The organism is Hymenobacter agri (assembly GCF_054778495.1).
The window spans coordinates 1-715 of sequence record NZ_BAAGZM010001160.1 but is presented as its reverse complement, the minus strand read 5'-3'; the positions used below and the strand labels follow the sequence as shown (position 1 = coordinate 715).

At 64.6% G+C, this 715-nt stretch carries 1 protein-coding gene; it reads right to left on the bottom strand.

Annotation, left to right across the window (positions count from 1 at the left end; translation table 11 throughout):
• Window positions 1-94 precede the first annotated feature (94 nt).
• The coding region (gene rsmH, locus ACYVDE_RS25080; protein WP_460504231.1) for a 16S rRNA (cytosine(1402)-N(4))-methyltransferase RsmH at window positions 95-715 on the bottom strand (621 nt) is incomplete at its 5' end.

The following is a 715-nucleotide window of genomic DNA, read 5'->3' as shown; positions in this document are numbered from 1 at the left end:
CTACCTCCGGCTCGGGCGCGGCAACCGGGCGCGGCACGTTGGCGCGGCGCGGGGCATCGGTAGGACGGAGCGTATTGGCGGCCATCGGCAGGAGTTATTTTCGGATTGCAACCCGCAATTTAGCACTTCGGGCGCGGCTATTCAGCGCGACTTCGGCGGCGTCAGCTTCCTCAGGCCGACGGTTCACGGCCTCAAACGGCTTGCTTTCATTGCCGAAGAAGTCTTTTTCGACCTCGCCGAAAAACTTGCCCTTCGCGATGAAGTTTTTCACCAGCCGGTCTTCCAGCGAGTGGTAGCTCATCACCACCAGCCGGCCGCCGGGGCGCAGCACGTCGGCCGTTTGCAGCAGCATTTCCTGCAGCGCCTGCATTTCCTGGTTCACCTCAATGCGCAGGGCCTGGAAAACCTGGGCCAGATACTTATTCTCCTTGCCGCGCGGCGTGCAGGGCTGAATGGCTGTCTTCAGCTCGGCTATAGTTTCGAGGCGGCGGCCGCGGCGGGCGGCGCCCACGGTGGCGGCCAGCGTGCGGGCGTTAGTTACTTCGCCGTACATGCCGAAAATGCGGTGCAGGTCGGCTTCCTTGTAGTCGTTGAGGATGTCGGCGGCCGTGAGGGGGCCGTCGGGGTCCATGCGCATGTCCAGCGGGCCGTCGAAGCGGGTCGAGAAGCCGCGCTCGGGCGTGTCGAATTGGTGCGAGCTCACGCCGAGGTCGGC